This window comes from Mesorhizobium sp. WSM4840 (assembly GCF_055811755.1).
Window position 1 is genome coordinate 1 of the sequence record NZ_JBVVQD010000045.1, and the last position, 24,348, is coordinate 24,348.

Consider the following 24,348-nt stretch of genomic DNA (forward strand, 5'->3'; position numbering starts at 1 on the left):
AAGTGGACTGATAGGTGCATCAAGAACAGGATAGGGCATGGTCAGGCTCCTTGTTGAAGAAGCCCGTCATGCTCTGCCGCTGCAGGACGACGCTCAACGCAGCCGCGACGCCCGGTTCGTGATCTCTACCTCATCCCCACGCGCCCATCCCGCGCAGCGGGTTCGTTCTACGGCCCCTTTGCGGACTCAAAAGCAGGGTTCACAGACGAAGTGAGAACGATAGCGTGGATCCTCTAACAGCGTGCCAAAGTCGAGAAGAAATGCTCCCTGTGCCACCACAACTGCCACAGCCATGATGCCAACTCCTGAAGCCAGTTTGCAAGCCAAGCCGACCGATGAAGAAAAGCGCCAAGGGCGTATCAATGCAACGATTGCGGCTGATGCCAGCAGAATAAGCGCTGGAACGCCTAAGACCACGGCGTGCATCTCCAGCATAAGGGCGAACGGCATATCGGCTTTTATCATCGGCTTAATCTCCCCTAAAACCTGAAGGCATTCAAGATCGCGACTCCAATGACTGAAGGGTTAGCATTCCACCATTTATAACCCGCCATTGGCGCTGTGCGCGGGATTTAGGCTGCCGCGGATCGGACACCGCCGGCACCGGCGAGTCGTCCAACGATCTTGCTCAGCATTCGCAGCGTCCAGACCAGCGGCGCCAGAACCATCCTCAGCAGAGAAGCCAGGACAAGACAGAGTATAAGGTAGGCCGCAAAGGCGCCGAGCCAGGCCGGGAGACCTGCTTGTCCGGCTATCCAACCGGCCGCGTCTGTCAGAAGGTGAGGTCGCGTGATCGCCACGTAGGGAAGTGCGACGACGGCGGCGACACCGGCTGCGGTACCGACGGCGGAAAGCGATTGGAACGCACCTTTGCCTGCGGCCCTCAGATGTGCTATCCGCACAGTTCCGCGACCAGCTGCGGCCACCGGTGCCCTCGCAACGCGCAATGCCTTGGCTGCGGCGCCCATGCCCCCGACGACGATTGCCGCATCGAAGGCCGCCCAACCCATCTCGCCCCAGGTCGGAAGCCGCTCACCGCGGGTGATCACCCCTTCCAGATCGGAAACGCCGCCCAGGACTATGTTCTTGGCACCAAGCAGCGTGCGGGTGAACTGTCTGCGGACTGCTGTTCCGTCAACGATCTCGAACTCCGACAGCATCTCATGCCCGCGATCCTTGAGCTCGTGAATGGCAATAAGCCCATATTGCTCCGGCGAAATCTCGGCGAGGCCGAATCCCACCTGCCGGTCGTCCCACAGGCTCGAGAGGCCCTGACCGACGGTTTCCTGCAACAAGTACTGCGACGATCCATTCTTCACGAAATAAGCAATCACCGGCACGACCGGATGGCCGAGACGGTCGAAAACCTCCACGAAGTCCGCATCCTCGCCATAGACGAGGAACACTCTGGCTGCATCGTCGCCATACTTCGCCGCTGCCTCATGCCAGCCGAGCCCGCCTGCCGCGCAGGCTGCAAGAACCCATGGCCGAGCCTGCTCCACAGCTTTGCTGCTGAGCGGGCAACGGGTGTCGTCCCGGCGAACTTCCTCTGCCAGCGCGGCTCGCATGACCTCATCCTCGAAGTGATGGGGCTCCCGCCATTCCCATCTGAGCGTCAGGACGATCGCCACAACGAGTGAGGCTGCTAGCAGATATCTCATTCTCAAGGGGGCATCCTCCCGCAGTCATGTCATGCCAAGACGTGCCTAAGCTATCAGCCAATCCCGATGAAGCGATCGTTAGTTCCGGGATGTGGTGGAAATTTGCTGGAGGGCGCGCCGACAGCGGACGTTCCGTTTTCCACCAAACCTCGCTGCTCATGGTCATTTTGGGGCCGAAAGCAGCCTTCCTCAGTCCTCATCCCTCCAGACCACCCGCCGCGCCATTCTTATCTCAGCAAGCCGTCTCACTCGAATGCCCTGCCGTTCTCGTGCCGACGGGCTCTGTGTCTCAACATGCATGCAGTCGTTCTTGCCCCACCTCTCGCAATTCATTTTGCTCCCCACCAGTGCGGCCTCAACGTCCCCAAAGATTTCCATCAGGTCCTTCGGCTGATACCAACGCTTGACGTTGCAGAGCCCGCATTGAACGCGCACAAGCTGCCCAACCTCATGGGCATTGCTGAGGGTCCATTCGCCGCCGCGCTTACGTCTTCCACCAGGGTCAGGCATGAACCAAGAATAGGAACTCATTCCTCCTCTGGTCAATTCGCTCTTGACAGTTTTGTTCCTATTTTGTTCACTCCCCATAGAACGTTTGGAGGCACTGTCATGGACCGCATTGTGACGCTGGACAACCGCCAGGAAGCCGCCCTTCAGGCAATCGCCGATAAGTTCATTGCACAGCACAAGGGCGATGCAGTGAAGGCGCTTAAGGAAATGATCGTCCTTAACGGCCACCTTCAGGAGCGGCTTGACGCCCTGTCGGCACCGCGCCGGGCGACACGGTAGGAGGCACCAAAATGGGCATCATGCATCTGGACCCCGAGGCCAAGGCGGAACTGCACTCTGAGGCGGAGAAGCTTATCGCTCGCTATGACAGCCCGCTTGAGACCGTGAAGGCGCTCATGGCCTACAACTGTGAGACCTAAATAGTCGCCCTTGCAGATCGTCATCCGGGCTTGGTGCATGTCAGCTACGATGATACGCCTGCCATCTTGGGCTGAGCCGTGGGCGCTCACGCGATGAGGATGTTGCCCGATGCATGACCTTATCGGCTTTCTGGAAGCCAACTCGGCGCTGGTGCTGGCGAACCCGGCCGTCTTTGCGACGTTTGCCGTTCTCTTCGGAGGCGGCGGCTTCGTAGTCGGGCGCCACTTGCTGACCGAGCGTATCGCCAATCTGGAAAGCCGAATAGCAAGACGTGACGAGGAAATCGCAGACCTAAAGGGCCAACAGAAAGCTCCAAAGCGGGAACTGCCGATGGTGCCAATAGCCGGTGCCGTTGCAACTGGTTTACGAGAATCGAGCGACTCCGTACGCCAAATCCTGCCAATGGATAAGCTCGCCTCCGTGGCAGCTGAGCGGCGGTTCAACGAAAGACAATGAGCATGTCAGAGAGCATCCTCCCACAGCAGAAAACCCCTAAGCTCATCGTGGTCACTGCCTTCGACCCCGACGAAAGCGGCGACCTCAGCCTGTCTTTGGGCCAGCCGAGCAGCAGACTGAAAACCGGGCGATAAGAACCGCCAAGGGTCTGGCGGGGAAACATGCCGGCGTTATTGCGTGGTCGCGCGACGCCAACCCGGCGGTAGGCGAATACGGCGAGCCGACGACATTGTTGGTCAGCGGCGACGTGCCTGATATGGAATGAGCTTCCGTCCCACCTAAGAGCTACGGCGGCAGTAGCTTTCCCTCCTCTTTGGCGGCCTCAAGGAACGCCCTGCGAACCACTTCGGGCTTCGCCTGATCGATCATCGCATCCATGCAGAGTTGCACCGCGCTGTGCCACTTAGGGCCGCGCTTGGTCCACTTCAGGAGCTGCTCGGCGGCTCCCTCGACGTTGTTGCATTCGTATGTGACGCCCGGGCGGCCGGTCTTGACGGGAACCGGGGGTGAGAACCAATGGAGCGACATATCTACATAATTGACCTCTAAACTAAGAGTTCCGTCAGCCACGCCCCGGTTGGCGCCAAGGATCGGGGAACCGGCTTGTGCCCCGGCCCCGCGCAACCCCTGCTGGCCTGCCGTGTTCCGGAACCTATCCTTGGCGGCTAGGTTTGGGTGGATGGTTCAGGAGTTTCTAATGAGTTTGAAGGTTAGCAAGGGTCGGCTCTCGTTCATTGAATTTCAGTCACCCACACTGGTCGAAAAGGCGCCCGGAGGCAGCCAATGGCTTCACGAAATCAAGTACGACGGCTATCGCACCGAGTTGATCATTGAGGGCGGTGCAGCAAGGGCCTTCACCCGCCGGGGCTACGACTGGTCGCATCGATACCGAAGAATAGTGGAAGCAGCGGCGCGCCTGTCGGTTAAGGCGGCGATCATCGATGGAGAGGCCGTCGTTCTCGGCGACACTGGGCTGCCCGACTTCCAAGCCTTGGAACGGGAGTTGGGCAACCCAAACTCGCCTAGGATCATCTTCTATGCGTTTGACCTGCTCCACCTCAACGGGCGAGATCTCAGGCAGCAGCCACTACTGAAACGCAAAGCCGCGCTACAGAAGCTGCTGAGGGACTCAGCCCCGACACTAACCTATGCCGAGCATCTGGAGCTAAGCGGTATGGACGTATTTGAACATGCCTGCCGGATGGGATTGGAGGGCATCGTGTCCAAGCGCACCGATGCCATGTACCGCTCAGGCGTTCAGACCAGTTGGCTCAAGGTCAAATGCATCAAGAGCGACACTTTTCCTATCGTGGCGTTCGTCGAGAAACTCGGCGCTCGCCCGCGCCGCGTTGCGTCACTCTACGTGGGGCGCCGCGAGGGAGACCGATTACTCTATGCCGGGAAGGCTCGCAGCGGCTATACGCTGAAGATTGCGCAACTGCTTCGAGAGCGGCTTGACCCGCTGATAATCAGCAAATCACCTCTCTCAGAGCCTATAGTGAAGCCAAAAGCGACGTGGGTCAGACCAGATGTAATGGCCGAGGTGCAGTTTAGTGGGGTGACGGACCGCGGCATCTTGCGTGAGGCAGTGTTCAAGGGCATCCGCGAGGACCTCGCAACGATACCGGCGAAGCCTCCCGGCCCTTCAAAGGGACGAGATGCTGCCCGAGAACATGGGATTCCTCGCGAGAACATTCTGCAACTGCTGCCGGACGCCGTCTCTCCTCCCAAAGACGAACTTGCGCGTTACTGGGAGAACGTGGCCGATCAAGCACTCGTCCATTTGGGCCACCGACCGCTCAAGCTTGTTCGCCATAGTCGTGGGGTGACTTTCTATCACAAGGGCAATTTGCCGGAGATTCCTGCTGCCGTACATCAGTTGCGGGTGCAGAAGCGGGAGGGTGGCGAAGGGGTCCGGGTGTGGGTTGACGATCTTGCTGGGTTGCTGGGGCTGGTTGAGATGGATGCTGTTGAGCTGCACCCTTGGAATGCCACCGTTGACGACATCGAACATGCCGACCACATTGTTCTAGACCTCGATCCGGGCGAGAGTGTCGAATGGGAGGAGATCATCGCGACTGCGCTGGGGCTCCGCGACATCATGGAAGCAGAAGGCCTAAAGAGCTGGCCGAAGGTGACGGGCGGCAAGGGTATTCACCTGATGGCCCCGCTTGAGACGAAGATCACACACGATCATGCCCGGACCCTCGCTCGGTCGTTCGCCCAACGGCTCGTTCGGACTCACCCGAATCGTTATCTCCTGTCCGCTGCACCTTCCGCCCGAAAGGGCCGTATTTTCGTCGATTACCTTCGCAACGGACGAGGCAACACGGCGGTCGGAGCGTTCTCCCCACGAGCTCGGCCCGGCTTCCCAATTGCCCATCCTGTGACATGGAAACAGGTCGAGCGATGTATCCGCCCAGACGCCTTCGACATGGATCATCCATTCAGGGTTGCTGCCCGAAGGGTAGCGTAGGCCCTTGCGTCTCTAAGAACCTTGCATGTTGAAATCTAATGCCCAACCTGCGGGCGACGTCCGCGGTTGCCATGCCCAGTTCGGCCAAGCTACGAATGTCGTCTGACGTGCTCATGCCTCGAGCTTTTCCGGATTTCTTGCTTGGCGACGATCTAACTCAGAAATGCTATCTCAGCAAAAGGATGCTGCATGTCCAAACTTCTCATTACGGGCGGGGTGTTGCTGCTCCTCATTGGTCACGCGACTGCAAGTGAAGTGCTATGGGGTCGGTCTGCTATCGATAACGTAGTTGTTTGGCGTGATCAGAGGGCGATTGCTCAGGCGCGGCGCACCATTGAACTCGGGTGGCCTGATTTGCAGAACGATCGGCCAATTTCTCTTCTTGACGTGACACGCCTCCTGAACTTGACGGCGTGTATTGTTCCGGCTGGGACATTGATCAGCAAAAAGGGGATGGAAAAAGGCGGTCTGGTCGAGGTCGAAATCGACCCTAATCAATCCGGCTTCGGCGATAGCCGCTGCAAGGGTGTGGTGGAGAAAGAGGATACACAGCAGCGCTAGCTTGGCTCAGACCGGAGGATTGAACCAATGGAGAGCCATAATTTGCGCCGCCATTAAACCTTGGCCTTTCGCCAACCCGCCCACCATGCTTCCCATTGCGAGCAGAACCAGCGCTCCCCTCGAGCCGGATTCACACGAGTGGGCCAGATAATATTCTTGGCCGGGCATGTGATAGATATGCTCGCCACGTTCGTTGATGTTCCCCTTGATGTCGCAGCCCACCTTGCGCGAGGTAATCCGGCTTGGTGAAGTGCCGTAGGAATGGACACGCGGAAGATCATGCCTAGGGTCTGTCGCGACGTAAGCGAGGGACGTTGCTCCAAGTAGCCCTAAAACGATTGCAAGACGGCCGCTCAAAAACGGACGCCACCATGCCCTTTGCCGTCTAGCCCATGGCTGAACAATCTTGCCCATCGCCGTCTCCCCAAGGGGAGAATGCTTCCGTTGGGGTTACGAGTCCAGAGAGCACAAGCAGCAGCCCGATTTCGGCGAGAGCGCTGAAACAAACGAGTTCCTCGCCACCAGCAATCATGAAGAACTTCTATTCTGAATCGTCCTCGTCGTTTTCGTCGGATGTGTCTTCTTCGTCGGGCAAAGGCTGCTGCTCTTCCACAAACGCCTGACAGCCTTCGTTGAAGGATTGACTGTTGCCATCGCAGTCATTGGCCTCCGTTACGCCATTTCGCTCCGCCCAATCGTACCCTGCTTCATGGCCTGAACAGTCGGCAGTGCAGTCGTAACCTTCAAAGGACTCCTGTGCTGATGAAGGATATGCCATCAGTCCGAGCCATATAATTGCGCCCAAGACTGTGCCTCTACCCATTGGGATCACCATGCTCAGGACTTCGGCCGTCGACCAGCAGGCTTTTTGGCTGCGACCTTCTTTAACGCTGCTGCTGCAACTGCCTTGCGGCCGAGGCCGCTGGACCTTGCGAGGGCCGATCGTTGAGCCGCATAGTTTGGTGCCACCATCGGGTAGTCTCGCGCCAACCCCCATTTGGCCCGATATTCCTCCGGCGTGAGGCCGTAGTGGACTCCGAGGTGTCGCTTAGGGATTTGAATTTCTTGCCGTCTTCCAGACAGATAATGTGGTCTGGAAATACCGACCTCTTGGGATTGACCGCGGGAATGAGTTCAGGTTCGGATGGCTCCGAAGACCGTCCGATACCTTGCAATGCAGAATTAACGCTGGCGATCAAATTGGGAAGGTCGCTCAAAGGCACCGCGTTCTTTTGTACGTAGGCCGCCACAATGTCCGCAGTGAGTTCCAACAAACCTGCGCTTGTAGTTGCTTCACCCTCGTTTGCCATTGTTAGATCGCCCCTCTTGGCTCCATCCGTCCTTATCAGGAAACACGGAGCGCGCAACCTTATCTGGCGCTACGCATGTTCCAAGGGAGGGCGTATTTTTTGATCAGACCTAACTCAAGCCCAGCGCTGCCGTGAACCGGGAGGCCATTCCACTCCATATCGCTTGGAAAGGCAGCGTAGACATCTATTCTAGGATGCGCCGCCAACTCAGAGATGATCGTTGCGTTGATGCGAAGGCTTGTCCGCTGCGAAACTCCGGGACGGCCATAGAAGTAAAGCCGCTTGGCTAGACCCATCGTCGCAACGCCGACGTACAGAACGACGTGGTCCTTTGCAAAAGCATATACGCCCACCGCCTTGGGAAGATCTCGATCGATGATCAGCCGCTGATCCGGCGAGAGGATCCAGCTTCCGACATGCTCAAAGCCGCCAGCGACAAGCATCCCCACATGAAGCGGCTCTTTGTCAGGTTTGGCCGTGATCGTATCGGAGGGGCGCCCGTCGCGACCTTCCTGGCCAAGGTTTGAACCTTGAAGCACACCGTAGGCATGTTGATAACGGATGCCGAGGGCGCGAGCGATCTCGGCCGTGGTCATGCCGGATTTAGCGAATTCGCGAATCTTTTCGGATTTGCTCATGCCGCCAAAGCTACCAGCGGCCGCTGATTTGGTCGATGATGCTGCGGATCCTATCGGTCTCTACGGCATACCAGAGGTCACCGACGAATACGACGCATACGCAACAGGGGCTACGTCATGCTGATGGACGAAGGCGCCACCGCGAGCGAGATCGCGGGCTATCTCTTCACCGTAGCCACCGAGCACATAGGACTAACCGACTGCGGGAGCCTAGCTGAGAGAAGCGACCAGCCGCCAAGCTACTCTTCATTCTTCGACCTGAGTTCAGTACCCACTGATGCAGCGATTCGAGGCTGCCGGAGTGCAGCGCGGCCCTGAAGCAGGCCATGAAACGATCGCACTCGCGAATTGACGCTGCCCGGCGGTTGGCGAAGTTTGCTCATAGGGCCGTACTTGTTGAACCGATGCTGATCCAGATGTGCAAGCAGCGCATCGATTTGCCGCCCATCCAGCGCCTCGAAGGCTGTGCATATATCGATCCCGCAGGCCTTCAGGATTTCGCGGGCGCGCTTCGCATTTTCATTCCGTTCATGCATCAGGGTAGTCTCCGATTATGGCGGCAGTCGCTTTGGTCAGCAGCATAATCGGTTTACCGCAGAGATTGCGAGACCGAAAAGCCAATCCGGGGACTTTTGACAGTGCTAGTGCTTCTAGAAGGTGGCCGTCACCGGTGCTCAGATGCGGGCTGCGCGTGCGTTGGGGCGGTGGAGCGCGGAGGATTTAGCCGCCGCTGATAGCTCAGGAGTGGCAACCTGTCAGACGCGCGGAGTCCGAGGACGGCGTACCGTCTACTACTATCGCGAATCGAAAGGCGATCCGCACTGCGTTGGAAGTGGCGGGGGTGGAGCCATTCCCGAAAATGGCGGGGCCGGCGCACCATCGTGGATTAATTCGACGCGATTTGTGTTCGACACTCCCCAGGGAAAGGTACGGCGGGAAAACTATGTTGCAACGGGTAGCAGCGCTGATTTCGCGGCGACGGTTATACAATTCGGTATCCTGATCTTCCGGAGCATCTTAATATCCCCCGGCAAGATCGAATTCATGCTGTGGAAGAAAAATGGCGATAGGAGCCGGGGCCAAAATCACCCTCCGCCGGTAGGTGGCTGAGTAATCCAGGCATCAATCCGTTCTCGCAGCCCATCGGCACTGCCGCGGCGACCTGCACGCCTTACGAACACGCTGGCCGGATGCGCATTCCACAATGCAATGTCCGCATGGGAACCTCGTCGGGATCAGCGGGCGCAAATGGCTGACGAGGCAAATATTGCCTGCGGATAAGCGCGCCACCATCGAGCGCCACCTCGGCTTGATTAATCAGATCAACAGGCGTTGACGGTGGTCGAGGCGGATATCGCGGTGCATGCCCATTAGGATCCCACAGTCCGTCGCCTGATGACGTTGCCCGGCCTCGACGTCACCGTGGCTGCGAGCGTTGCCGCGGCAATCGGCAACATTCGGCGCTTCAGCGATCCACAGAGGCTTGTCGCCTATCTTGGCCTCTTCCGAAGCGTGCGGCAGTCGGTGAGGGACCGGCCTATCGTGGCCGCATCACGAAACAGGTCTCCTGAATCGAAACCGCTATCCGATCGACGAACGCCTCAAGTTTCGCGGGCGAGCTAAGCCGGCCGGGACCAGATGTAGTCGGTATCCTAATCATCGCAGAGCGTGTTTAGCTTGGAGTCGCGCAAAAGGTGGATGGCGTGAGCGCGCTGAGGTGGATCGCCACGGTAAGCTAAAAACGTGTTGGACTAAGCGACGGGACGGCTGACTGGTATGGGCGTTCGATTGATCTGGCGCCTTAAATGGCAGGAAGGCCTCACGGCCGGTTCGAGGGGCATCATATCCTCCTCCGAAGCAGCACGCGCAAGTATCGTCACAAGCCCCGAGCGCTTCGCGTTCGGCGCTGTCCAATTTCCGACAATGTTGGATACAGTCAGATCTACTGGAATGCGTTTAAATGGTTTTCTCATCTGGCACAGTACATGCATGTCATCGGCGAACACGTGACCGACCAAGAAGAGGTCGCATGATCACCCCACCAAAACATACCGCCGCCGCGGAAAAAATCACTTCGCCCCGAACTTGCTCATCGCCCGTCTCGTCACCACAACCGGAGCCATCGATGTCTGAAGGGCTGCCCAGGATACCTGCTGCGACCGCGCTTGCCCTGGTGACGACCACTCCGGCTCCGCCCGTTACCGACGAGGGCAAATTGACGGGTTCCCTGCTTGATGACGGCATAGAGGTGGTCGTCATCCCCGATCACCTGCGCCGATCGCCCATAGCTGTGGTGGAAGGTCCGTAACATCGCGCCCACAAGGGGAATCCAATGTCTGAAGCGAGTCAGGAAAAGTTGGAGACATTCTTGGGGAAAATGGTCGGCGATCTCGGCGCGATCGCTACCGGCGCGGGGGTCTTGCTGGGGGACAGACTCGGCTTGTTCAAGGCATTGCGCGAAGGCGGCAAGATGACGGCCGCCGAGCTTTCGACACGCACCGGCACCCAGGAACGCCTTGTAAGGGAATGGCTTTCCGGGCAGGCGGCCGCAGGCTATGTCGACTACGATGAAGTCCGTGACGAGTTCTATCTCAACGCCGAGCAGGAGTTGGTGTTCGCCGATGAGGATAGCCCGGCGTTCATGGCTGGCGCATTCGAGTTCCTATCCGCGCTGTGGCTCGATGAAGAAAAGGTCAGGCAGGCATTCCAGTCCGGCAAGGGGTTGCATGGGACGATCATAGCGCGTGTCTGTTTTGCGGCACGGAACGGTTCTTTCGGCCAGGTTACCATGCCAATCTGATCGACTCCTGGCTGCCGGCTCTGGAGGGCGTCGTCGAGAAGCTCGAACGCGGCGTGGACGTTGCGGATGTCGGATGCGGTCATGGCGCATCGACCGTGCTCATGGCACGTGCTTTCCCCAATTCGCGCTTCGTCGGCTTCGATTATCACGCCCCTTCGATCGAGCGCGCCCGCAAGGCCGCCGAGGAAGCCGGCGTCGGCGCCAACACGCGCTTCGAGGTGGCGGCCGCCATGACCTATCCCGGCACCTATGACCTCGTCGCTTTCTTCGATTGCCTTCACGACATGGGCGACCCGACGGGCGCAGCCACCCATGTCCACGGATCGCTCAAGCCGGATGGCACGTGGATGATCGTCGAGCCGTTCGCGCATGATCATCTGGCGGCAAACTCAATCCCGTCGGACGCGTTTACTATGCCGCTTCCACGTTCCTGTGTACCCCTGCGTCCGTGTCACAGGAAGTCGGGCTCGGGCTTGGCGCCCAGGCCGGCGAGGCGAGGCTGCGCAAGGTGGTGACCGGCGGCGGCTTCAAGCGATTCCGTCGCGCCGCGGAGACGCCGTTCAACATGGTGCTGGAGGCCCGCCCTTAGCGCGGCCGTCGCCAGAAATTGCAGGTCATCGCATTTGATGAAGATCACGGCCAAAAATCCGGACGCACGCTTATCAGGCACATCTTCTAGGCGTCTGGGTTTACGCAGAGGTCGCTGCCGAGCCGCCTTCTCTAAACCACTGAAGTCGATGTCCGGCGGCAGATTCTTTCCCTCGCTGCGGCCACCAGATGCGCCAAGTGCGCCGCGGGATAGCCCGGCGAAAAGCGAGGGTGAAAGGATATTCCATTTAATCTATGGACATAGGACTGATATTTTCACGTCAATGGGAAAATCGCCCTTTTAGAAGCGGCACGCTCACCGCGTTTGATCTCAAATGGGATTGACTTGGCAGGGGCCGTAGCCCTCACCCGCAATTCGCCTTTGGCGAAGCGTTGCCGCTGTCACAGTGCCGTCGGCCCTCACAAAGGTCTTGAGTTTTGCAGGCCTTCGAGCGTCGTGCGGATGTTCGTCTTCGGAGACCACGGCACGATCACCCTGCCGCTGCGGGATGGACATGGGAACGATCTCGTGCGCGAGGCGCCCGTTCTCCATCGCAACCCGCTTTCTGCTGCGCGCGCAGGGCGAAGAGGTCCTGATCCTCGCACGAGATGTGGGAATCCTCGGCCACGGTCTCCGCCGTCCGGCATGGAGTCGACGCCGTATTGCGCCTTCATCAGCGGGTTGACGAAGCGCCAGCCGATAGTCGTGTCCTCGACCGAATTGGTGCGGGCGAAGGCGCTGGTCGCCTTGGCATCACGAAAGGCGCATGGGACATGCTCTCGACGCCTCCCGCGACGATCAGCTCCGCCTCCATCTCAGCACACGCTGCGATCTGGTCGAGGTCAAAACGCCGATACGGCATCTCCATCTTCGACAATGGAGATGCCGAATTCTGCCTGATTTGGGAGAGCGCTTTAGCGGCTTTGCATGCCCTATCTCAGAAACCGCTTTTCGTCGGCCTTGACCTGGTCCATCTTCTGGAGCCGGAAGATCTCTTCGACGGGCAGGCTACCCTTGTAGACGTTTTGCACGCCGCCATCCGCGATGATGCGCATCGCAGTCGTTGCGGCGCGAATGCCATAATTTCCGTAGATCGTCATCTTGATGTTGCCGGGCGCGCGAACATCGAAAGCGGCACGGCGGAAGGCTGAACGAACTTAGAAAAATCGAGAGCGGCTCCGCCGACAGATTGCCTATGAGAGCATTTTCACTGCGTTCTTTGTCCGAAGGACTCGCAGAGAAAACGTTCTAATATCTCGGCTCTATTTCTGCAGCACTTTCATGACCTTCTTCAGCGTGCCCGAACTCAGAATGCCACCCGACATCGAGGGGCATCCGACGAGGATGGAGTATCCGAAGGAGGACGTCAGCTTCTGACCTGCGTACGAAGTCCGGGCCACCTTCGCCGAGGGCCTTTCAGCGACGACGCCCCTGAAAGGGGCCGCACTGCCGTTTCTTCGCAAAATCGTTCCAGGGCAGGATTTCGGCTCCCCACATGCTCGCCGAGGGCCGCCGTTGCCAACTGGCGCGCACTGAAGCCGAGAGTAGGGCTTTTCCACCATGTGTTGTGGCCCGCACCGCCTCGGATCGGGCCAAGCTGAAACGGTAGCTAGTGGAGCCAAAAGCTGACCGTCCGCAATCAGGACGAAACTATCAGGAAGAGGCCATTCCGCTGACGACCTATTGCGGTGATTGTCGCTGTTCGGCGATAGCTCCGGTTCCTTCAGTTAGGTGATGATCCCACGGCTTCACGTTTCGCAGGAGCGAGTGTCGTTACGACGCACTTGAAGTTCCTTCGCTGACGTTCCTCGCGATAACGCTAAGCGCCTAATCATATCCACGACCTTGATATAACCGTCGAGGACGGCGCCGGATCGAGACTGTCGGCTGCCCCAGCACCACTAAGGCCGCCCCCGATGACACCGCCGCGGACCGGCCCCTCAGCCCCTGATTTCTGAGTGACCTGCGCCATGTGGCCCAGCGGGGTCAGTACAGGTTTCTCGTAAACGCGCTTAACTGGAACAGTACGCATAGATGCGCGCGCAGCGCTGGCGAGGATCGAATTTGCGAACGTGGCTGAAACGCCGAGCGCCGTCGCATGTCCGAGAAATTCACGTCGGCTCAGCCGACCCGCAGCTAAACGGCGGCTGAGATAGTCGAGTTCCTGCGACATTGAGATGCTCCTCCTCCCATTCATTGTTCCTGGAGAATTGCGGCTCGTTCACGAGCCGACTTTCTTCCCCAGCCCGCTAGGCTGTCTGGTGCTAATGTCAGCGCTTTATCAAGATCAGCGGAAGCGAGCGGCCAAAGAATCTCTATTTAAATGGTAGTGGTCAAATACCGATTGTCGTCTCACATCATCTCGTTTCAAGATGGTTCACACGCAGGGCGGATCTGGTTCCGAGATGCGCGACAATCGATACTTGACGAAATGACGTGTGATCGAACAATCAGCAGCAGGCCAGTCTGGCGCGGCCGGTCTCCGCAGCCCGAAGGCGACCTCGTCGCCGCGATCGAGGATGGTCATCGAGGACTTGCGATCTACGGGATCGCCGTGTGCATGCGGTGCTGCGCCGAAAGGGCGCTGTCACATGATTGAGCGGTAAGGAAATTGAGGTGGCAGCGCGCCCATGACTGTGAGTGCACCGACCTACAAGAACCACTGATACCGGATCGAAATTGTGGCCCGTGCTAGCTGGCTCTACTTCCGCTTCAATCTGAGCCTGCGCGATGTCGGGGAAATGCTGCTCGATCGCGGGATTGTCGTTTCCCACGAGACCATCCGCCGATGGTGCCGAATGCACGGCCTGATTATGCCCGCCGCATACGCCGCAAGGCGCCGACGAAAACGATGTCTGGCACCTCGATGAAGTCGTGGTGCGCATCAACGGTCAGAAATCCTGGGTGTGGAGAGCGGTTGATCAGGACGGATATGTGCTCGACGAGATCGTCCAGACGCGCCGCAACACCAAGGCAGCCAGGCGCCTGCGCTACTACCGGGCGGCCAAACGCCAAGTCATGCCGAACGTAGAACACTACTCGCATAAGGCTTGAACAAACGGGCGGAGCATTCTCACCTGCCGTGCCGAAACGGGAGCGAACGCGACAAGATTTCCGGTCAGTCGGCTCATTGCAGCATTTCGTGTCGATCTCCTCCGCCGTCCGAAACCTCTTCGTCCCATCCAAGACCAACCGCTTCCGCAGCACAAATTCAAATCCATCGACGCCAGGCCATGGCCGCGTGGGAACGCCGTGGGTGCTGCCTGAAAAGTTCGGTGTCGGCCTCACGTGGCCACATTTCAAACAACGTGACAACGCCCGCAACCCCGCTCGACAGCCAAGACAAAGCCAAATGGGTTCGTCCCGGCCGTCGTCGGAAAGGAGCTACGCGTCGTGATGATCGAGGAAATCCAGAACGTTCTTCCCGACTATCCCGATCGTCTCGGCCTCGGAGAAGCCACTCTCCAGAAGAGCAGCCGTCAGATTGGGCAATTTGGAGCAATCTTCCAGTCCCACGATCTTGAAGTCCACTGCGCCGCTGTCGGTACCGCTGAAGACATTGGATGCGCCTGCAAATTGCGCGGTGTGCCGGACGTGGTCGACGACCGGAGACAAGGGCGGGAAGGGAATTCCGCCGGCGGTGCACATCTCGTACAATTGCCTGTCGATCATAGTTCAACTGGCGAAGAGCTCGCCGGCCGCGTTCTTCGTCTCGCCGATGCCATTCGCCTCTACGGTTTTTCCCTTGAGTTCGGCGGTGCGCTTCTGCAGGGCGCGCGTAAAATCCAGCGATTGCGAGCATGGGAAGCAGTTGATGCCGAGCAGGCCGCCCTTGCGCCCCAGTGCTTCGATCATGTCGTCGGAAAGATTGCGCGGCACGTCCGCAATGGCCTTGCAGGCCCAATGTTTTCAGGGTTGTAGGCGTGAAATCGAAGGACGCTCTCTATGTCGAACACTCCAGCATTTGCCGGAGGAGCAAGAGACTCGAATGTCTGCGCGCCGACGGACCCTAACCCACTGACCGGAAGTTTCCGACGTTCCCAAAATCAAAATGCTTGAGAAACAGGCCTGAGGTTCCGCTAGGGAATGCTCCCCTTTGATGAGGTCCGCCTGCTGGTCAAAGACGACGATGTGGTCGTAATTGAGAGCTATATCGGAATTGGGGCAGACACGCGATCATTCGCTCTCAAGGAGTCTTCCCGGTAATACACATGGTCAAATGGCAGAAACCTGTTCAACCCGAAAGCTGCCAAAGCATACCAGAAGACGGGTCCCTCCCCGTTTTGCCGCACATTCAGGCGCGACAAGTCGTGCGAACTGTCCGCCGGTCACAATTGCGAGAAATCGTCCCCTTATCGGACACGACCATTTATGAGATGGAACAGCGTGGCGAGTTCCCAAGACGCTTCAATCTGACCCCCCGCTGTGTTGTTTGGGATCTGGCGGAGGTCGAAGCCTGGGTTCAGGCAAGGCGAAACGCATCGTCTGCCGGCGCGATCGAAATTGCCCCAGGTCCAGACGTGCGGTCGCGGAAGACGAGACCTGTCAAATCGGATCGAGGATGATCGCCGCCCCGGCAGCCGGCTGGAGTACGGGCGTGTGCTTCTTGCCTGCCGCCCATGCCTCAACCATGTCCGCCCATTCCTGCAGCATATGACGACGCTGCGGCTCATATTCAGCCTTGTTATAAACACCGCGCGAGGTACGGCTGTCTTCGTGGGCAAGGCATTTTTCGATCCAGTCGCGATTGAATCCGATCTCGTTTAGGAGTGTCGAGCCGGTCCGGCGTAGGTCGTGCACTGTAAAGGGCGCAAGTGGCAATTCTTGTTTTTTTGCGCGGTCGACAATGGCCATGGTGACCCGATTGAAGGTGGCGCGCGACATGGGTTCGTCGGCGTCATAGCGAGATGGCAGCACGTATCGCGAGTTCGCTGCGCAAGTCTTGAGCGCAATCAGGATATCGAGGGATTGGCGGGACAGGTAGACGTTATGCGGCTTTTTCCGTTTCATTCGCTCTTTGGGAATGCTCCAAACAGCGTTCTCAAAATCGACTTCGTCCCACGTCGCGTCCAGCAGCTCACCCTTCCGAACCATGGTGAGCAGGATCAGCTTTAGGCCGAGCCGTATCGTCGGCAACGTTGGCACATTTTCCAACTCGTTCAGCATGATTCGGATTTCTGCGGGAGACAATGCTCGGTCTTTTGCCTCGAACGTGGCAATCGAGGCCGGTCCTACCTCGTCCGCTGGATTGGGAATCTTCTCGCCGTGCAGAATGGCATGACCATAGATCTGCTTAACAATATCCCGGACATGAATGGCTGTTGCCGGCGCGCCGCGGTCGCGCACCTTTGCGCAGAGCGCCCGCAAGTCGTCAGCTGTTATTTCTGTGAGGAGCCTTTTGTCCCAAATCGGCAAGATGTCTCGATCGAAGATGGCTTTGCGCATTGAGCGCGTGCTATCCGCCATCTTGGCCTTCTTAAACCAGTCCCCGCCGGCATCGCCGAAGGTGGCCATTGCAGACAGGCGCCGCTTTTCACGCTGCTTTTCATGCGCCGGCGATTGTCCGGCTGCCACCATTTTTCGAGCGGCAATGCAGCGGTCGCGCGCCTCTGCTAGCGAGATGCCACCCTCACCATAGCGGCCTAGCGTGACTGTCTCTCGCCGACCATTCATTCGGTAGTCGTATCGGAACGAGATCTGCCCTGCGGGGGACACCGTGGCGTACATACCGTCACGATCAGTGACCTTGTACATTTTGTCTTTTGGTTTCAGCTTCTTAAGTGCAATGTCAGTAAGCATGGCGAGGACAATCTAAGCGCGTGGCCACATATCGAGCGTCAGATTTTACCGTCATCGATTTTACCGTCAAGGCCCGATCATATCGTCGAAAATTCAACGGCTTACCTAGAGATTAGCTAACGTACTAGGAAGCAAGGTCGTGACGGTACTAGCTTCAAGGTAGGATGATGAGGGAAGGGATGCCGTCACGTCTACCGCCAAATGATTCCGCTTGTGGGCGATAGTCAGCGATAGGTAAAGAGAGGAAAACGAGTACAGTTCAATGAGTTAAATGTAGGCCGCCGATAGCCACCAAATGCTGGCGAACGACCGAGCTTTATTCCCACTCGATTGTGCCCGGCGGCTTGCTCGTCACGTCGTAGACGACGCGGTTGATGCCGCGCACCTCGTTGATGATGCGGGTGGCGGCGGCGCCGAGGAACGCCATGTCGTAGTGGTAGAAATCCGCCGTCATGCCGTCGACCGAGGTGACGGCGCGCAGCGCGCAGACGAATTCATAGGTGCGGCCATCGCCCATCACGCCAACGGTCTGCACCGGCAGCAGCACGGCGAAGGCCTGCCAGATGGCGTCGTAGAGGCCGGCCTTGCGGATCTCGTCGAGATAGATGGCATCGGCCTCGCGCAGGATCTCCAGCTTTTCGCGAGAGATGCCGCCCGGGCAGCGGATGGCGAGACCGGGGCCGGGAAACGGATGCCGGCCAATGAAGCTGTCGGGCAGGCCGAGTTCCTTGCCGAGCGCCCTCACCTCGTCCTTGAACAGTTCGCGCAGCGGCTCGACCAGCTGCATGTTCATGCGCTCGGGCAGGCCGCCGACATTGTGGTGCGACTTGATGGTAACCGACGGACCGCCGGTGAAGGAGACGCTTTCGATGACGTCGGGATAGAGCGTGCCCTGCGCCAGGAAGTCGGCGCCGCCGAGCTTCTCGGCCTCTTCCTCGAACACCTCGATGAACAGCCGGCCGATGGTCTTGCGCTTCTTTTCCGGGTCCGTTTCGCCCTCGAGCGCGCCGATAAAACGGTCAGAAGCGTCGACCAGGATGAGCGGCAGATTGTAGTGCTGGCGAAACATCTCTACCACGCCTGATGCCTCGTCCTTGCGCATCAAACCGTGGTCGACAAGGATGCAGGTGAGTTGATCGCCGACCGCCTCGTGGATCAGCAGTGCGGCGACCGACGAATCGACGCCGCCCGAAAGCGCGCAGATGACCTTGCCCTTGCCGACCTGCTTGCGGATCGTCTCGACCGCGTGTTCGCGGTAGGCGTGCATCGTCCAGTCGCCTTCGATGCCGGCGATCTTGTGGACGAAGTTCTGCAGCAGCCTGGCGCCGTCCGGCGTGTGCACCACTTCGGGGTGGAACATGATGCCGTACATCTTGCGCTCGACATTGCCGAAGATGGCGAAGGGCGAGCCTTCCGATTTTCCGAACACCTCGAACCCCTTGGGCAGGGAGATGACGCGGTCGCCGTGGCTCATCCACACCTGGTGGCGCTGGCCGGGCGCCCACAGGCCCTCGAACAGCGGGCTGTCCTTCTGGATCTCGACGAAGGCGCGGCCGAATTCGCGATGGTCGGAGCTTTCGGCGATGCCGCCCATCTGCACGCACATGGCCATCTGGCCATAGCAGATGCCGAGCACCGGCACACCGGCGTCAAAGACGATCTGCGGCGCGCGCGGGCTGCCGATGTCGCCGGTCGAGGCCGGGCCGCCGGAGAGGATCACCGCCTTCGGCTTGATGCGCTTGAACGCCGCTTCGGCCGACTGGAACGGAACGATCTCGGAAAACACGCCGGCCTCGCGGATACGGCGTGCGATGAGCTGCGTGAACTGGCTGCCGAAATCGACAATCAGGACGGTGTCGGGGTGATTGGCTATCTTCATGGCGAGCGTTTAGAGAAAGAAACGAGTCGGCGCAATGGGTTGCGAAGGCGTCTCTCTCACTCCGTTTCCGCGTCATGCGATGGTCCAAACTGCAGTGCACCGGAGCCGATCGCCTGTTCCAGCCGTGTCACCGCATCCGCCAGCTTCTCGTCGATGACATGGAGATACTCCTTCCAGTCGCCGACATGCCTGAGATCGGCAGCCCCGTCGGAAATGCCGCGCAGGCCGACGAGCGGCACGCCGAACAGTTGGCAGGCTCGCAGGCAGGCGAAGGTCTCCATATCGACCATGTCCTCGGTAATCGCATCATAGGCGCTGCCGGAAATGATCGCCGCGCCGGTCGACAGCGTCGCCTCTCCTATGCCTGGAATCCTGAACGGCAGCGGCACGGTCACCGGCAGGTCGAGAAACGGCGTCGCCCCCTTCTCGAAGCCCAGAGGCGAGGCATCGATGTCGCGGTAGGCGACCGAAACGGCCTGGTAGATTTCCGTCTGTTCCAGTGTCCGGCTGCCGGCCGAACCGAGCGAGACGACGAGGTCCGGCAGCGCCTTTTCAGTCTTCAGCCATGACAGTTCCGCGCCCAGCCTGACGCCGGCCTCGACCGGCCCGACGCCGGTCATGACAGGCGTGAACAGCCGCTGCAGATGCGGGCCGTATTCGGCCTGCGCCGCCATCACGAAGAGGACGTCCCTACCCGCAATTCTGACGGCCTTGCGCATCGGATCAGCCTTCAATGCCATCGCGACCGACCACCGTCATCATCGTTCCGGTCATGGTGGCGATCAGCTTGGCCTCGCCGTCGACGGCGAAGGCATAGGCCTGGCCGTCGGCGACGATGATGGTGCGGCCGGGCTTGGTCACCGAGCCGCGGAACAGGAAGCGCTCGCCCCGGCCCGGGGCCAGCAGATTGACCTTGAACTCGATGGTTAGCACACTGGAGCTTTCCGGCATCAGCGAGAACGCCGCATATCCGCAGGCTGAGTCCAGCGCCGTCGAAATGACGCCGGCATGAAGAAAGCCATGCTGCTGGGTCAGCGCCGCCGAATAGGGCATCTCGATCTCGATGATGCCGGGCGTCACCAGCGTCAGCTCGGCGCCGATGGTGGTCATGGCGTTCTGGCGCGCGAAGGACGTTCTGACGCGATCCTCATAGTTGGGGGCGGGTACGATCTCTGCTGCCATAGCTTGTCACGCTCCTGTCAGAAAAGCTTATTGCAGAGGAACGAGCGGCAGGCAATCGCTATTGCTGCACTGCAGCAATCAGGTCCGTCGGCAACGTTCAGCCGCTCTTGCGCAGTGCGCAGACATAAAACCCATCGGTACCGCTCAGCGCCGGCGACAGCGAAATGCCGCCTGCTGCGCCGATACGCGCGGCCGTCTCGTGGCCCGGAAAGCGGCTGTCCCAGAGCTGGCGGTGATCGACCGGGGCAAAGCCGCTGTCACGATCCAGGAAGGCTGCGACCTGCTCGCCATTCTCCTCGTCGAACACCGAGCAGGTGATGTAGACCAGCAGCCCGCCGGGTTTGACGAAGGCTTTGGCCGCGTCGAGGATCGCCGATTGCTCGCCCTTGCGCGCATCGAGCTGCTTCTGCGTCAGCCGCCATTTGGCATCGGGCCGGCGCCGCCAGGTGCCGCTGCCGGTGCAGGGCGCATCGACCAGGACGATGTCCATGTGGCCCGAGAGGGTGCTGAGTTCCGCCGGCTTGGTGACGATTTGCACGTTGCGGTTTTCCGAGCGGCGGATGCGGTCGAAGATCGGCGCCAGCCGCGCCTTTTCGGCATCATGGGCAAACACCTGGCCGCGATTGTCCATCGCCGCCGACAGTGCCAGCGTCTTGCCGCCGGCTCCGGCGCAAAAGTCGAGGACCTGCATTCCGGCCTCGGCGCCAGCCAGCATGGCGGCGAGCTGCGAACCTTCGTCCTGAACCTCGAACCAACCTTTCTGGAAGGCCGGTTCCGCCTGTACGTTCGGGTGCCTGCCGTCGCCCGCGATCGGCGGGATGCGGATGGCGTGCGGTGCGATCCGTGCGGCCCTGGCGCCGGCCTCGGCCAGTTCGGCAAGAACCTTGCCGCGATCGGCCCGCAGCGTGTTGACCCTGAGATCGAGCGGCGGGCGGGTCGCCAGCGCCGCACCTTCTTCGACCCAGCTGGCGCCGAAGGCCCGTTCGAAAAGCGGTTCGCACCAGTCGGGAATGTCGGCGCGCACCGCTGGCGGTGCATCGTCAAGCCGGCGGCCGGCAACCGCCTTCAACTCATTGTCGTTGAGCAGCGGCGGCGCGAATTTGTCGCCATCGAGCGCTTCATTCAGAGATTGGGCTGTCTGGTTCCATTCGAGCAGCAGCGCGCCGAAAGCGACGGCGCGCGGCGTATCTTCGCCCAGCAAAAAGCCGGCCGAGCGCCTCCGGCGCAGCCCGTCATAGACGATGTTGCCGATTGCGGCCCGATCGCCGCCGCCGGCGAAGCGGTGCGACAGGCCCCAATCCTTCAGCGCATCGGCCACCGGCCGGTGCCGCCGGCCGATATCCTCCAGCACTTCGATGGCCGCCGCCAGCCGTCCGCCCAGTCTCATCTTTGTCTTCCGTTACTCAGCAAATTAATTCCGGCCCTGCTCTAAAGCGCGCGACTGGCGCACACAAGCGGGGAGAGCCTTGGAGGCAGAGGGCAATCGCTTCAGGTTTGCGCTGCCCCTCACCCTTACCCTCTCCCCGTGAACAACGGGGAGAGGGGGGCGCCGCGTGGTTGCCAAGACACGCATTTTCGAGAAGGACTGACGGCCGAAGGAAACCCCAATACAAAAAGGCGCGGGGCCAAGCCCGCGCCTTTTTGTTGCCAGAGCGCCTTGGCGCTAGAGCCCCATCCCGATGGAATCGGGATGGGGCTCTGTCTTTCTATTGAGCATGATCTTTTCCGAAAACCGGATTCCACTTTTCGGGATCATGCTCCTGGATCAGGCGAGTTCGAAGCGATCGGCGTTCATCACCTTGTTCCACGCCGCCACGAAGTCGTTGGCGAATTTCTCCTTGGCGTCCGCGGTCGCATAAACTTCCGCCAGGGCGCGCAGCTGCGAGTGCGAGCCGAAGATCAGGTCGACGCGGGTGCCGCTCCACTTGAGCTCGCCTGTTGCCCGGTCGCGTCCTTCGAACACATCCTTGGCGTCCGATGTCGACTTCCACACCGTGCCCATGTCGAGCAGGTTGACGAAGAAGTCATTCGTCAGCGTCTCGGGCCGTTTGGTGAAGACGCCGTGCGTTGACTGGTCGGTATTTGCGCCGAGCACACGCAGGCCGCCGACGAGGACCGTCATCTCCGGCGCCGTCAGCGTCAGCAATTGCGCCCGATCGACCAGCGCCTCCTCGGGCGACAAACGCTGCCTGCCGCTGAGATAGTTGCGGAAACCGTCGGCGGTCGGTTCGAGCGGGGCGAAAGAGTCGACGTCGGTCTGCTCCTGCGAGGCATCCATGCGACCCGGCGTGAACGGAACCTTCACGTCGTTGCCGGCGTCCTTCGCGGCCTTTTCGATTGCGGCGCCGCCGCCAATGACGATCAGGTCGGCAAGCGAGACTTTCTTGTCGCCGGACTGCGAAGTATTGAACTCCTTCTGGATCGCTTCGAGTTTCTCCAGGACCTTGGCCAGCTGAGCCGGCTGGTTGACGTCCCAATCCTTCTGCGGCGCCAGGCGAATGCGCGCGCCGTTGGCGCCACCGCGCTTGTCGGAGCCACGGAACGTCGAGGCGGACGCCCAGGCCGTCGACACCAGCTGCGGCACCGAAAGGCCGGAGGCGAGGATCTTCGCCTTCAGGGCGGCCACATCCAGCTCATCGACCAGAACATGATCGACGGCAGGGATAGGATCCTGCCACGGCAGCTCTTCCTTGGGAACGAGCGGGCCGAGATAGCGCACGATCGGGCCCATGTCGCGGTGGGTCAGTTTGTACCACGCGCGGGCGAAGGCATCGGCGAACTGGTCCGGATTCTGATGGAAGCGCCGCGATATCTTTTCGTAGGCAGGATCGAACCGCAAAGCGAGGTCGGTGGTCAGCATCGATGGCGCGTGACGCTTGGCTGCATCGTGCGCATCCGGCACCGTGCCGGCGCCGGCGCCGCCCTTCGGCGTCCACTGGTGCGCCCCGGCCGGGCTCTTGGTCAGCTCCCATTCGAAGCCGAACAAATTGTCGAAGAAGTTGTTGCCCCACTTGGTCGGCGTCGTCGTCCAGGTCACTTCCAGGCCGCTGCCGATCGCGTCACCGCCTTTGCCGCTGCCAAACGTGCTCGCCCAGCCGAGGCCCTGCTCTTCAATGCCGGCGGCCTCCGGCTCCGGGCCCACCAGCGTCGCATCGCCGGCGCCGTGGGTCTTGCCGAAGGTGTGGCCGCCGGCGATGAGTGCGACGGTCTCTTCGTCGCTCATTGCCATACGCGCGAAGGTCTCGCGAATGTCGCGCGCCGCGGCCAACGGATCCGGGTTGCCGTTCGGCCCTTCCGGATTGACGTAGATCAGGCCCATCTGCACGGCGGCGAGAGGGTTCTGGAGATCGCGGTCGCCGCTGTAGCGCTCGTCGGCCAGCCACTTGCCTTCCGGGCCCCAGTAGATGTCCTGTTCGGGCTCCCAGACATCGGCGCGCCCGCCGGCAAAACCGAAGGTCTTGAAGCCCATCGATTCCAGGGCGACGTTGCCGGTGAGAATCATCAGGTCGGCCCAGGAGATCTTGCGGCCGTATTTCTGCTTGATCGGCCACAGCAGCCGGCGGGCCTTGTCGAGGTTGACGTTGTCCGGCCAGCTGTTGAGCGGCGCGAAGCGCTGCTGGCCGGCTCCGGCGCCGCCGCGGCCGTCGCCGATGCGGTACGTGCCGGCGCTGTGCCAGGCCATGCGGATGAACAGCGGCCCGTAATGGCCAAAGTCGGCCGGCCACCACTCCTGCGAGTCCGTCATCAGGGCATGCAGGTCCTTGATCACGGCGTTCAGGTCGAGACTCTCGAATTCCTTGGCGTAGTCGAACGCCTCGCCCATTGGATCGGACAGTGCGGATTGCTGGTGGAGTACCTGCACATTCAGCTGGTTCGGCCACCAGTCACGGTTGGCCCTGGCGATAGTCGTGTGCACGACCGGGCATTTTCCCGCGCTGGTGTCATCGGTCTTTGCGTCCATCGTTCTCTCCGATTTGTCGTTTTCCGGGATTTGTTGATTTTCCGGGGTTTGTTGATTTTCCGGACGGGCCTTGAGCCACGCCATTTTGGAATGGTTCCAGACTAGG

General features: G+C 60.1%; 23 protein-coding genes and 7 pseudogenes. 11 read left to right on the forward strand and 19 right to left on the reverse strand.

What is annotated here, in order from left to right; translation table 11 throughout:
* Positions 1-186: 186 nt before the first annotated feature.
* Positions 187-465 (reverse strand): hypothetical protein, encoded by a 279-nt coding sequence (locus AC0L3I_RS33470; RefSeq protein ID WP_473529774.1) that lies wholly within the window; start codon positions 463-465, stop codon positions 187-189.
* A 107-nt stretch (positions 466-572) separates the two neighbouring features.
* Entirely contained in the window at positions 573-1,661 is a 1,089-nt protein-coding gene (locus AC0L3I_RS33475; RefSeq protein WP_473529775.1) for a hypothetical protein, read from the reverse strand.
* A gap of 609 nt (positions 1,662-2,270) precedes the next feature.
* On the opposite strand from AC0L3I_RS33475, the gene AC0L3I_RS33480 reads away from it, so the two are divergent.
* The 4 genes and pseudogenes from AC0L3I_RS33480 (at position 2,271) to AC0L3I_RS33495 (ending at position 3,312) form a co-directional block, all read left to right on the forward strand.
* Entirely contained in the window at positions 2,271-2,450 is a 180-nt protein-coding gene (locus AC0L3I_RS33480) for a hypothetical protein (protein ID WP_473529776.1), read from the forward strand.
* 11 nt (positions 2,451-2,461) lie between these two features.
* Complete coding sequence (locus tag AC0L3I_RS33485; RefSeq protein ID WP_473529777.1) at positions 2,462-2,590, forward strand: hypothetical protein; 129 nt, start codon at positions 2,462-2,464, stop codon at positions 2,588-2,590.
* Between the two features lie 109 nt (positions 2,591-2,699).
* Positions 2,700-3,047 (forward strand): hypothetical protein, encoded by a 348-nt coding sequence (locus AC0L3I_RS33490; protein WP_473529778.1) that lies wholly within the window; start codon positions 2,700-2,702, stop codon positions 3,045-3,047.
* Between the two features lie 2 nt (positions 3,048-3,049).
* Positions 3,050-3,312, forward strand: a pseudogene (locus AC0L3I_RS33495) (hypothetical protein).
* 20 nt (positions 3,313-3,332) lie between these two features.
* Here AC0L3I_RS33495 and AC0L3I_RS33500 read toward each other — a convergent pair.
* Complete coding sequence (locus AC0L3I_RS33500; RefSeq protein ID WP_473529779.1) at positions 3,333-3,617, reverse strand: DUF982 domain-containing protein; 285 nt, start codon at positions 3,615-3,617, stop codon at positions 3,333-3,335.
* 127 nt (positions 3,618-3,744) lie between these two features.
* Here AC0L3I_RS33500 and ligD point away from each other — a divergent pair, with 127 nt between their 5' ends.
* On the forward strand, positions 3,745-5,523 hold the full coding sequence (gene ligD, locus AC0L3I_RS33505) for a DNA ligase D (protein ID WP_473529780.1): 1,779 nt from the start codon (positions 3,745-3,747) through the stop codon (positions 5,521-5,523).
* Between the two features lie 189 nt (positions 5,524-5,712).
* Positions 5,713-6,084, forward strand: a complete 372-nt coding sequence (locus tag AC0L3I_RS33510; protein WP_473529781.1) for a hypothetical protein — start codon at positions 5,713-5,715, stop codon at positions 6,082-6,084.
* Between the two features lie 6 nt (positions 6,085-6,090).
* On the opposite strand, the gene AC0L3I_RS33515 is transcribed toward AC0L3I_RS33510, so the two are convergent.
* The 5 genes and pseudogenes from AC0L3I_RS33515 to AC0L3I_RS33535 all read right to left on the reverse strand — a co-directional run bounded on the left by AC0L3I_RS33515 (position 6,091) and on the right by AC0L3I_RS33535 (position 8,568).
* A complete protein-coding gene (locus tag AC0L3I_RS33515; protein ID WP_473529782.1) occupies positions 6,091-6,498 on the reverse strand; it encodes a hypothetical protein in 408 nt (135 codons plus the stop codon).
* 127 nt (positions 6,499-6,625) lie between these two features.
* Positions 6,626-6,862 carry a hypothetical protein gene (locus AC0L3I_RS33520; RefSeq protein WP_473529783.1) on the reverse strand — a complete coding sequence of 79 codons (237 nt, stop codon included), beginning with the start codon at positions 6,860-6,862 and terminating at the stop codon, positions 6,626-6,628.
* A 59-nt stretch (positions 6,863-6,921) separates the two neighbouring features.
* Positions 6,922-7,394: pseudogene (locus AC0L3I_RS33525) on the reverse strand (Ros/MucR family transcriptional regulator).
* A gap of 59 nt (positions 7,395-7,453) precedes the next feature.
* Positions 7,454-8,032, reverse strand: coding sequence for a GIY-YIG nuclease family protein (locus tag AC0L3I_RS33530; protein WP_473529784.1), 579 nt, complete (start codon positions 8,030-8,032; stop codon positions 7,454-7,456).
* Positions 8,033-8,271: 239 nt separating this feature from the next.
* Positions 8,272-8,568 carry a hypothetical protein gene (locus AC0L3I_RS33535; protein ID WP_473529785.1) on the reverse strand — a complete coding sequence of 99 codons (297 nt, stop codon included), beginning with the start codon at positions 8,566-8,568 and terminating at the stop codon, positions 8,272-8,274.
* Between the two features lie 859 nt (positions 8,569-9,427).
* Here AC0L3I_RS33535 and AC0L3I_RS33540 point away from each other — a divergent pair.
* The 3 genes and pseudogenes from AC0L3I_RS33540 to AC0L3I_RS33550 all read left to right on the forward strand — a co-directional run bounded on the left by AC0L3I_RS33540 (position 9,428) and on the right by AC0L3I_RS33550 (position 11,421).
* Positions 9,428-9,655 (forward strand): transposase, encoded by a 228-nt coding sequence (locus AC0L3I_RS33540; protein WP_473529786.1) that lies wholly within the window; start codon positions 9,428-9,430, stop codon positions 9,653-9,655.
* A 502-nt stretch (positions 9,656-10,157) separates the two neighbouring features.
* Positions 10,158-10,340 carry a hypothetical protein gene (locus tag AC0L3I_RS33545; protein WP_473529787.1) on the forward strand — a complete coding sequence of 61 codons (183 nt, stop codon included), beginning with the start codon at positions 10,158-10,160 and terminating at the stop codon, positions 10,338-10,340.
* 24 nt (positions 10,341-10,364) lie between these two features.
* Positions 10,365-11,421: pseudogene (locus AC0L3I_RS33550) on the forward strand (class I SAM-dependent methyltransferase).
* Positions 11,422-11,817: 396 nt separating this feature from the next.
* On the opposite strand, the pseudogene AC0L3I_RS33555 reads toward AC0L3I_RS33550, so the two are convergent.
* The 3 genes and pseudogenes from AC0L3I_RS33555 to AC0L3I_RS33565 form a co-directional block, all read right to left on the reverse strand.
* A pseudogene (locus AC0L3I_RS33555) lies at positions 11,818-12,232 on the reverse strand (thiolase family protein); the annotation flags it as partial.
* A gap of 121 nt (positions 12,233-12,353) precedes the next feature.
* On the reverse strand, positions 12,354-12,521 hold the full coding sequence (locus AC0L3I_RS33560; RefSeq protein WP_473529788.1) for a hypothetical protein: 168 nt from the start codon (positions 12,519-12,521) through the stop codon (positions 12,354-12,356).
* A gap of 767 nt (positions 12,522-13,288) precedes the next feature.
* Positions 13,289-13,594: pseudogene (locus AC0L3I_RS33565) on the reverse strand (twin-arginine translocation signal domain-containing protein); the annotation flags it as partial.
* Positions 13,595-14,093: 499 nt separating this feature from the next.
* On the opposite strand from AC0L3I_RS33565, the pseudogene AC0L3I_RS33570 reads away from it, so the two are divergent.
* Positions 14,094-14,669 (forward strand): annotated as a pseudogene (locus AC0L3I_RS33570) (IS6 family transposase); the annotation flags it as partial.
* A gap of 136 nt (positions 14,670-14,805) precedes the next feature.
* Here AC0L3I_RS33570 and AC0L3I_RS33575 read toward each other — a convergent pair.
* Together AC0L3I_RS33575 and AC0L3I_RS33580 are read right to left on the reverse strand one after the other, a co-directional pair.
* Positions 14,806-15,093 (reverse strand): membrane dipeptidase, encoded by a 288-nt coding sequence (locus AC0L3I_RS33575; protein WP_473529789.1) that lies wholly within the window; start codon positions 15,091-15,093, stop codon positions 14,806-14,808.
* Between the two features lie 3 nt (positions 15,094-15,096).
* Positions 15,097-15,315, reverse strand: a pseudogene (locus tag AC0L3I_RS33580) (hypothetical protein); the annotation flags it as partial.
* A 317-nt stretch (positions 15,316-15,632) separates the two neighbouring features.
* Here AC0L3I_RS33580 and AC0L3I_RS33585 point away from each other — a divergent pair.
* On the forward strand, positions 15,633-15,986 hold the full coding sequence (locus AC0L3I_RS33585; RefSeq protein WP_473529790.1) for a helix-turn-helix transcriptional regulator: 354 nt from the start codon (positions 15,633-15,635) through the stop codon (positions 15,984-15,986).
* Here AC0L3I_RS33585 and AC0L3I_RS33590 read toward each other — a convergent pair.
* The 6 genes from AC0L3I_RS33590 to katG all read right to left on the reverse strand — a co-directional run bounded on the left by AC0L3I_RS33590 (position 15,967) and on the right by katG (position 24,242).
* Positions 15,967-17,220: a tyrosine-type recombinase/integrase gene (locus AC0L3I_RS33590; RefSeq protein ID WP_473529791.1), complete on the reverse strand. Its 1,254-nt coding sequence runs from the start codon at positions 17,218-17,220 to the stop codon at positions 15,967-15,969. The genes AC0L3I_RS33585 and AC0L3I_RS33590 overlap by 20 nt on opposite strands.
* Before the next feature lie 316 nt (positions 17,221-17,536).
* Entirely contained in the window at positions 17,537-19,099 is a 1,563-nt protein-coding gene (gene guaA, locus AC0L3I_RS33595) for a glutamine-hydrolyzing GMP synthase (protein WP_473529792.1), read from the reverse strand.
* Positions 19,100-19,155: 56 nt separating this feature from the next.
* Positions 19,156-19,818 carry a 5'-methylthioadenosine/S-adenosylhomocysteine nucleosidase gene (locus tag AC0L3I_RS33600; RefSeq protein WP_473529793.1) on the reverse strand — a complete coding sequence of 221 codons (663 nt, stop codon included), beginning with the start codon at positions 19,816-19,818 and terminating at the stop codon, positions 19,156-19,158.
* 4 nt (positions 19,819-19,822) lie between these two features.
* Positions 19,823-20,281 (reverse strand): PaaI family thioesterase, encoded by a 459-nt coding sequence (locus AC0L3I_RS33605; protein ID WP_095494954.1) that lies wholly within the window; start codon positions 20,279-20,281, stop codon positions 19,823-19,825.
* 97 nt (positions 20,282-20,378) lie between these two features.
* A complete protein-coding gene (locus tag AC0L3I_RS33610; protein ID WP_473529794.1) occupies positions 20,379-21,668 on the reverse strand; it encodes an RsmB/NOP family class I SAM-dependent RNA methyltransferase in 1,290 nt (429 codons plus the stop codon).
* A 378-nt stretch (positions 21,669-22,046) separates the two neighbouring features.
* Entirely contained in the window at positions 22,047-24,242 is a 2,196-nt protein-coding gene (katG, locus tag AC0L3I_RS33615; protein ID WP_473529795.1) for a catalase/peroxidase HPI, read from the reverse strand.
* Positions 24,243-24,348 lie beyond the last annotated feature (106 nt).

Coding starts and splice junctions, on each gene's coding strand:
- AC0L3I_RS33545 (WP_473529787.1), top strand. CDS start 10,158: ATGTCTGAAGGGCTGCCCAGGATACCTGCTGCGACCGCGCTTGCCCTG.
- ligD (WP_473529780.1), top strand. CDS start 3,745: ATGAGTTTGAAGGTTAGCAAGGGTCGGCTCTCGTTCATTGAATTTCAG.
- AC0L3I_RS33490 (WP_473529778.1), top strand. CDS start 2,700: ATGCATGACCTTATCGGCTTTCTGGAAGCCAACTCGGCGCTGGTGCTG.
- AC0L3I_RS33560 (WP_473529788.1), bottom strand. CDS start 12,521: ATGACGATCTACGGAAATTATGGCATTCGCGCCGCAACGACTGCGATG.
- katG (WP_473529795.1), bottom strand. CDS start 24,242: ATGGACGCAAAGACCGATGACACCAGCGCGGGAAAATGCCCGGTCGTG.
- AC0L3I_RS33575 (WP_473529789.1), bottom strand. CDS start 15,093: ATGATCGACAGGCAATTGTACGAGATGTGCACCGCCGGCGGAATTCCC.
- AC0L3I_RS33480 (WP_473529776.1), top strand. CDS start 2,271: ATGGACCGCATTGTGACGCTGGACAACCGCCAGGAAGCCGCCCTTCAG.
- AC0L3I_RS33590 (WP_473529791.1), bottom strand. CDS start 17,220: ATGCTTACTGACATTGCACTTAAGAAGCTGAAACCAAAAGACAAAATG.
- AC0L3I_RS33530 (WP_473529784.1), bottom strand. CDS start 8,032: ATGAGCAAATCCGAAAAGATTCGCGAATTCGCTAAATCCGGCATGACC.
- AC0L3I_RS33540 (WP_473529786.1), top strand. CDS start 9,428: ATGACGTTGCCCGGCCTCGACGTCACCGTGGCTGCGAGCGTTGCCGCG.
- AC0L3I_RS33610 (WP_473529794.1), bottom strand. CDS start 21,668: ATGAGACTGGGCGGACGGCTGGCGGCGGCCATCGAAGTGCTGGAGGAT.
- AC0L3I_RS33515 (WP_473529782.1), bottom strand. CDS start 6,498: ATGGGCAAGATTGTTCAGCCATGGGCTAGACGGCAAAGGGCATGGTGG.
- guaA (WP_473529792.1), bottom strand. CDS start 19,099: ATGAAGATAGCCAATCACCCCGACACCGTCCTGATTGTCGATTTCGGC.
- AC0L3I_RS33520 (WP_473529783.1), bottom strand. CDS start 6,862: ATGGCATATCCTTCATCAGCACAGGAGTCCTTTGAAGGTTACGACTGC.
- AC0L3I_RS33475 (WP_473529775.1), bottom strand. CDS start 1,661: ATGAGATATCTGCTAGCAGCCTCACTCGTTGTGGCGATCGTCCTGACG.
- AC0L3I_RS33470 (WP_473529774.1), bottom strand. CDS start 465: ATGATAAAAGCCGATATGCCGTTCGCCCTTATGCTGGAGATGCACGCC.
- AC0L3I_RS33600 (WP_473529793.1), bottom strand. CDS start 19,818: ATGCGCAAGGCCGTCAGAATTGCGGGTAGGGACGTCCTCTTCGTGATG.
- AC0L3I_RS33485 (WP_473529777.1), top strand. CDS start 2,462: ATGGGCATCATGCATCTGGACCCCGAGGCCAAGGCGGAACTGCACTCT.
- AC0L3I_RS33605 (WP_095494954.1), bottom strand. CDS start 20,281: ATGGCAGCAGAGATCGTACCCGCCCCCAACTATGAGGATCGCGTCAGA.
- AC0L3I_RS33535 (WP_473529785.1), bottom strand. CDS start 8,568: ATGCATGAACGGAATGAAAATGCGAAGCGCGCCCGCGAAATCCTGAAG.
- AC0L3I_RS33585 (WP_473529790.1), top strand. CDS start 15,633: ATGGTCAAATGGCAGAAACCTGTTCAACCCGAAAGCTGCCAAAGCATA.
- AC0L3I_RS33510 (WP_473529781.1), top strand. CDS start 5,713: ATGTCCAAACTTCTCATTACGGGCGGGGTGTTGCTGCTCCTCATTGGT.